Source organism: Bacillus sp. CR71 (assembly GCF_003429245.1).
GTDB classification, from domain to species: Bacteria; Bacillota; Bacilli; order Bacillales; family Bacillaceae_G; genus Bacillus_A; species Bacillus_A thuringiensis_S.
Map to the genome: position 1 here is coordinate 4160276 of NZ_CP031748.1, position 305 is coordinate 4160580.

The following is a 305-nucleotide window of genomic DNA, read 5'->3' on the forward strand; positions in this document are numbered from 1 at the left end:
GGTGCCACTGGACCTCAAGGCGTTCAAGGTAACACGGGTGCTACTGGACCTCAAGGCGTTCAAGGTAACACGGGTGCTACCGGCGCTACTGGTGCTACGGGTGCTACTGGACCTCAAGGTGTTCAAGGTAACACGGGTGCCACTGGACCTCAAGGTGTTCAAGGTAACACGGGTGCCACTGGACCTCAAGGCGTTCAAGGTAACACGGGTGCTACTGGACCTCAAGGCGTTCAAGGTAACACGGGTGCCACTGGACCTCAAGGCGTTCAAGGTAACACGGGTGCTACTGGACCTCAAGGCGTTCA

1 pseudogene is annotated in these 305 nt (G+C 57.4%); it reads left to right on the top strand.

The features are described from left to right. Window positions 1–305, top strand: a pseudogene (locus DOS87_RS29925) (collagen-like protein); the annotation flags it as partial.